At 73.5% G+C, this 5,378-nt stretch carries 5 protein-coding genes and 1 riboswitch; of the genes, 2 read left to right on the top strand and 3 right to left on the bottom strand.

The features are described from left to right. Window positions 1-8 precede the first annotated feature (8 nt). The 3 genes from ACWGDE_RS35780 to ACWGDE_RS35790 all read right to left on the bottom strand — a co-directional run bounded on the left by ACWGDE_RS35780 (window position 9) and on the right by ACWGDE_RS35790 (window position 3,291). The gene (locus ACWGDE_RS35780; RefSeq protein ID WP_453393245.1) at window positions 9-650 is read right to left on the bottom strand and encodes an SCO2322 family protein; all 642 of its coding nucleotides are present in this window, start codon (window positions 648-650) and stop codon (window positions 9-11) included. Continuing rightward, complete coding sequence (locus tag ACWGDE_RS35785; protein ID WP_453393246.1) at window positions 650-1,894, bottom strand: prenyltransferase/squalene oxidase repeat-containing protein; 1,245 nt, start codon at window positions 1,892-1,894, stop codon at window positions 650-652. The genes ACWGDE_RS35780 and ACWGDE_RS35785 overlap by 1 nt, the downstream gene beginning before the upstream one ends. 148 nt (window positions 1,895-2,042) lie before the next feature. After that, a riboswitch (cobalamin riboswitch) is annotated at window positions 2,043-2,112 on the bottom strand. 81 nt (window positions 2,113-2,193) lie between these two features. Beyond that, on the bottom strand, window positions 2,194-3,291 hold the full coding sequence (locus ACWGDE_RS35790) for an MBL fold metallo-hydrolase (RefSeq protein WP_453393247.1): 1,098 nt from the start codon (window positions 3,289-3,291) through the stop codon (window positions 2,194-2,196). A 195-nt stretch (window positions 3,292-3,486) separates the two neighbouring features. Here ACWGDE_RS35790 and ACWGDE_RS35795 point away from each other — a divergent pair, with 195 nt between their 5' ends. Both ACWGDE_RS35795 and ACWGDE_RS35800 read left to right on the top strand, forming a co-directional pair. Further along, window positions 3,487-4,959, top strand: a complete 1,473-nt coding sequence (locus tag ACWGDE_RS35795; RefSeq protein ID WP_453393248.1) for an aldehyde dehydrogenase — start codon at window positions 3,487-3,489, stop codon at window positions 4,957-4,959. Then, window positions 4,959-5,192 (top strand): ferredoxin, encoded by a 234-nt coding sequence (locus ACWGDE_RS35800; RefSeq protein WP_453393249.1) that lies wholly within the window; start codon window positions 4,959-4,961, stop codon window positions 5,190-5,192. The genes ACWGDE_RS35795 and ACWGDE_RS35800 overlap by 1 nt, the downstream gene beginning before the upstream one ends. Window positions 5,193-5,378 lie beyond the last annotated feature (186 nt).

The following is a 5,378-nucleotide window of genomic DNA, read 5'->3' on the forward strand; positions in this document are numbered from 1 at the left end:
GTCCGGTGTCATCGGGAGCGGCGGCGGCGGGATTGCCAGATCGCGGCCGCGGCCAGGGCGGCCACCGCCGCGATGCCGGCGAGGAGGCCCGCCGACGGGCCGCCGCCGTCCGCCTTGTCCGGGCCCGCGGGGGCGGCGTCCGCGACGGGCTCGCCGCAGCCCTGCTTCGGGTACCCCGAGACCGAGCACAGCAGCGCCGCGCTGTTGTAGCGCAGCGGCTTCGCCACCTCGGCCAGCGCCTCGGCCGCCGTGGCGTCCGGGCCAACCTGCGCGCACGCCGTGCGCGGAGCGTCCTGCGGCGGGGCGTCGCCCTCGGGGGCGTCCGCGGGCGTGCCGAAGTCGACGACCACGGCGATCCGCTTCTTGCCCTCCACCGGAGCGGTGGCGGCGCAGACCGCGGCGAAGTCGGGGGCCGTGCGCGGCGGGGCCGCCTGGTCCGCGGCGTCCTTGCTCACCACGAAGTGGAAGCCCTGCACGGACCCGTCCGCCGGGCGCAGCGAGGAGGGGCCCTGGGTGGCGTACTTCCACTGGCCGCCCGCGCCGTCCCAGAACGACCAGTAGCGGTACGTCGAGGCGAGCGCGGGGGACGCGGCCAGCACGGTGAGGAGCAGGCCGACGGTGAGGGCGAGCGGAGTCAGGCGCCGGCGCATCAGAGCTGGTTCCTCTTCCGGCGGCCGCTCAGCACGATGCCGATGCCCATGCCGGCCGCCGCGCCCGCGCCGACCATCCACCAGACGTTGCTGACGGGCTTGGAGGACTTGGAGGAGTTGTCCGACTTCTCGGAGGACTCCTTCTCCGGCGCCGGGCCCGTCGCGTTCAGGGCCGCCACGAGGTCCGTGCCGCCGAAGGCCTTCGGGTCGGTGCCGGTGGCGTGCGCGGCCAGGATCAGGGTGGCGAGACCGGCCGGGTTGTCCTTGGACCACTCGGCCGAGCCGGTCTTCAGCCACTCCAGCGCGCCGGCCGCCGACTGCTTGTGCCCGGCCGCGGCCAGGGAGATCACCGCGTCGGCGGTGTTGCCGACGTCCGCGGTCGACTGGTCGGCGCCGGGGGTGAGGGCGGTGAGGTGGCCGTCCTTCTTCAGGACCTCCGCCAGGTACCCGGCCCCGCCCTGGGCCGCCGCCACCGGGTCACCGGCGGTCGCCGGGCAGGTGAGCGGGGCCGCGGGGGTGTCCGTGGGGGAAGGGGAGACGACCGGGCCCGTGCCGAGTCCGGCCAGGACGGCGGCGGCCGTCGCGTCGGCGCTGGCGGACAGCTTGCCGCCGACCGGCTGGAACGCGAAGGAGCCCCGGTCGGCGGCCGGCTCGGCCGAGCAGCCCAGCTGGAAGGTGAGCAGGGCCTCGTAAGGGGACTTGCCCCCCTTCGACTTGACCTCGGCCGGCTTCTCACCGGCGGCCTCCAGGGCGCGGATCACGAGGGCGGTCGAGTTGGCGTCCGAACCGCTGTCCATGGCGCCGCCGGGGTTGCTGCTCCAGCCGCCGTCCTGGTTCTGCACGGACTTCAGCCAGCCGACCGTCTTCTTCACCGTGTCGGCGTGGCCGCCGACCGCGGCCAGGGCCTGCACGGCGACCGAGGTGGCGTTGGAGTCGATGAACGAGGAGGCGTCGCAGGGCTTGGCGGCGTCGGGGCGGAAGGCGGCGAAGGAGCCGTCGGCGCACTGCTGGCCGACGAGCCAGTCCACGGCCTTCGCGGCGGGCCGGACCCCGACGGTGTGCTGGGCGAGGAGCGCGAACGACTGGCGCCACACACCGTCGTACTGCGGGTCCTTCTTGCCGAAGAGACCGGAGGGGGCGGGCACCGGCGTGGGCGTGGCGACGTCGGCGAAGGCCGCGGGGGCGGCGGCCACGCAGAGCACGGCGGAGGCGGCGAGCGCGGCGGCGCTGCGGCGGACGTTCATGGCGGGGCGGGTGCCTCTCGTGCTGGGGACCCGGAGGCAGGCAGCACAGCGGAGGCTGGTACCGGGCTCCGGCTCCGTTTACCTCGACGGTGCCGGCCGCCGGGGGACCCGGCGGCACGAGCCGCGCACCTCCGGTACGGGGCAGTCCGGCTCCCCGCCCCGGCGGTGCCGAGGGAGGGTCACGGTTGCGGGTCAGCGCCGGAATTGCACCGGCTTCCCCCCGTACGGAAGTGTGGACGACGCCCATACTCTACCGGCCCGTAGCCGACGTGCCGGGTGGCGCCGCCCGGCCGAGCCCCTTACAGGGCGCGGTAGGAGACCGGGTCGCTGCCGGGGACCGCCTCCGCGCGGCCCTGCTTGACGAGCCTGCGCAGATGGGCTTCCGCTTCGGAGACGGCGATGTTGCGGGAGCCGTACGGGATCTGCTCCCAGGGCCGGTTCCACTCCATCCGCTCGGCCAGCCCCCACGGGGTCAGCGGCTCGGCGAGCAGCTCCCACAGCCCGGTCAGCCGCTCCTCGTGGTGGTCCAGGAGCTCCCGTACGCGGCCGGGGGCGTCGGTGAAGGCGTACTGGTGGGCCGGGAGCACCTCGGCGGGTTCGAGGCGGCCGATGCGTTCGAGGGAGTCGAGGTAGTCGCCGAGGGGGTCGGTGGCCATCTCGGAGGACGGGTCCTCGTAGAGGCCGATGTGCGGGGAGATCCCGGGCAGCAGGTGGTCCCCGGAGAAGAGGCGGCCGTTGCCGGGCAGGTTCGCCGGGTGCTCCTCCTCCAGGTGCAGGCAGACGTGGCCCGGGGTGTGCCCCGGGGTCCAGATGGCCCGCAGCTTGCGGCCGGCCAGCGGCAGCAGCTCGCCGGGGACGATCTCCCGGTCGGGGACGGCGGCCCGCAGCCCGGGCAGGGTGCGCATGCGGCCGCTCGCGCGGGCGGCGCGCAGCGGGGCGATGTGCTCCTCGGGGGCTCCGGCGGTGGCCAGCTTCTCGCTCATGTAGTCGAACCAGACACCGGGTTCGGAGGCGCGGGTGCGCACGACGACCTCGGTGTCGGCGGCGTGCATGGCGATCCAGGCGCCGGAGGCCTCGCGGACCTTGCCGGACAGGCCGTGGTGGTCGGGGTGGTGGTGGGTGATGACCACGCCGTGGACGTCCGCGATCGCCAGGGAGAGGGCGCCGAGGCCGGCGACGAGGGTGTCCCAGGACTCGGGGTCGTCCCAGCCGGTGTCGATCAGGACCGGCCCGCGGTCGGTGTCGAGGACGTGGACGAGGGTGTGGCCGAGCGGGTTGTCGGGGATGGGCACCTTGATGCCCCACACGCCGCCGCCGTGGTCGGTGACGTGGGGCGCGTCCGCCTGTGTCGCGTCTCCCTGTGTCCTGTCCTCTGTGTCCTCTGTGTCCTCTGGCATGAAGGGCTCCACTCTCACGAGGCCGTGCTCACAAGAACCTGTTGCAATAGTCGCCCAAGTCGACCACCTCCGGGCCTTTCTGACTAGTCGTTGGATCTTTGGTGTGTCGAAGGAGGCGGTTCGGTCAGGGCCGTGGACTCCTAGAACTAGAACTGGTATCAGTTCTGGAACGCCAAGCCGCAGGAGGCATCAGCCATGACCGAGCTCGTGGAACACGGACAACTGCTCATCGGCGGGGAGTGGACCGATCCGCTGGGCTCCGAGACGATCAAAGTCGTCTCGCCCCACACCGAGCAGGTCATCGGCAGCGTCCCGCACGCCTCGAAGGCGGACGTGGACCGGGCCGTGGCCGTGGCCCGTAAGGCCTTCGACGAAGGCCCGTGGCCGCGCACCTCGCTCGAGGAGCGGATCGCCGTCGTCACCCGGATCAAGGACGCGATAGCCGTCCGCCACGAGGAGATCGCCGCCTCGATCAGCTCCCAGAACGGGTCCCCGTACTCCTGGAGCATCCTCGCCCAGGCGCTCGGCCCGATGATGGTCTACGACGCCGCGATCACCGTCGCCCGTGCGTACCCCTACGAGGAGTACCGCCAGGGCGTGCTCGGCAACATCCTCGTCCGGCGCGAGGCGGTCGGCGTCGTCGCCGCCGTCATCCCGTGGAACGTCCCGCAGTTCGTCGCCGCCGCCAAGCTGGCGCCCGCGCTGCTGACCGGATGCACGGTCATCCTCAAGCCGTCCCCGGAGGCGGTCCTCGACTCCTACATCCTCGCCGACATCGCCCGCGAGGCCGGGCTGCCCGAGGGCGTGCTGTCGATCCTGCCCGCCGACCGCGAGGTCAGCGAGTACCTGGTCGGACACCCCGGAGTCGACAAGGTCGCCTTCACCGGCTCCGTCGGCGCCGGCCGGCGGGTCATGGAGGTCGCCTCCAAGAACCTCACCCGCGTCACCCTCGAACTCGGCGGCAAGTCCGCCGCCGTCGTCCTCCCGGACGCCGACCTGGACACCGCCATCGCCGGCATCGTCCCCGCTGCCTGGATGAACAACGGCCAGGCCTGCGTGGCCCAGACCCGCGTCCTCGCCCCGCGCAGCCGCTACGCGGAGATCGCCGAGGCGCTCGCCGCCGCGGCCGGGGCGCTGGTCGTCGGCGACCCGATGGACCCCGCGACGCAGCTCGGCCCGCTGGTGGCCAAGCGGCAGCAGCAGCGCTCGCTCGACTTCATCCGCATCGGCCAGGAGGAGGGCGCCAAGGTCCTCGCCGGCGGCGGCCGTCCGGCGGGCCTGGACCAGGGCTGGTACGTGGAGCCGACCCTCTTCGGGGACGTCGACAACTCGATGCGGATCGCCCGCGAGGAGATCTTCGGCCCGGTCGTCTGCCTGATCCCGTACGGGGACGAGGCGGAGGCCCTGCGGATCGCCAACGACTCGGAGTTCGGGCTGAGCGGCAGCGTCTGGACCGGGGACGTCGAGCACGGCATCGACTTCGCGCGGCAGGTGCGCACCGGCACCTTCAACGTGAACACCTTCAGCCTGGACATGCTGGGCCCGTTCGGCGGCTACAAGAACAGCGGCGTCGGCCGCGAGTTCGGCCCCGAGGGGCTGAGCGAGTACCTGGAGCACAAGATGATCCACCTGCCGGCCGGTTACGAACCCCCCGCGGCCGGTGAGTGATGGGTGACCGGTGGCACGTCGAAGTGGACCGAGGGGTCTGCATCGGCTCGGGGATGTGCGTGAACCACGCCCCGGACGGCTTCGCCCTCGACTCGGCACGCCAGTCCCACCCGCGAGCGGCGGAGACGGACGCCAACGAGCCGGTCCTGACGGCGGCGGAAGGCTGCCCCGTCGAGGCCATCATGATCACGATGCTGGGCAGCGGCGAGGCGGTGTTCCCGCCGGAGGAGTGAGGGGGCTGGGCTGCGGGGTGACCCGGGCTGCGAGCGGGGTGGTGGCTGCGGCGGCTGGTCGGGGGCGGGGTTGGGGGTTGGCGGGGCCCACGCACTCGGTGACTTCGACAGTGACCGGGGGGCGTCCCGGGAGTCCAGTGTCCTTCCGCGCCGGGCCGGGGGGGGGGGGGGGCGGGCGGCGAGGGG

This window comes from Streptomyces sp. NPDC054956 (assembly GCF_053609185.1).

Excerpts from the sequence above, each read along its gene's own strand:
- ACWGDE_RS35790 (WP_453393247.1), bottom strand. The coding sequence starts at position 3,291 with ATGCCAGAGGACACAGAGGACACAGAGGACAGGACACAGGGAGACGCG.
- ACWGDE_RS35780 (WP_453393245.1), bottom strand. The coding sequence starts at position 650 with ATGCGCCGGCGCCTGACTCCGCTCGCCCTCACCGTCGGCCTGCTCCTC.
- ACWGDE_RS35785 (WP_453393246.1), bottom strand. The coding sequence starts at position 1,894 with ATGAACGTCCGCCGCAGCGCCGCCGCGCTCGCCGCCTCCGCCGTGCTC.
- ACWGDE_RS35795 (WP_453393248.1), top strand. The coding sequence starts at position 3,487 with ATGACCGAGCTCGTGGAACACGGACAACTGCTCATCGGCGGGGAGTGG.
- ACWGDE_RS35800 (WP_453393249.1), top strand. The coding sequence starts at position 4,959 with ATGGGTGACCGGTGGCACGTCGAAGTGGACCGAGGGGTCTGCATCGGC.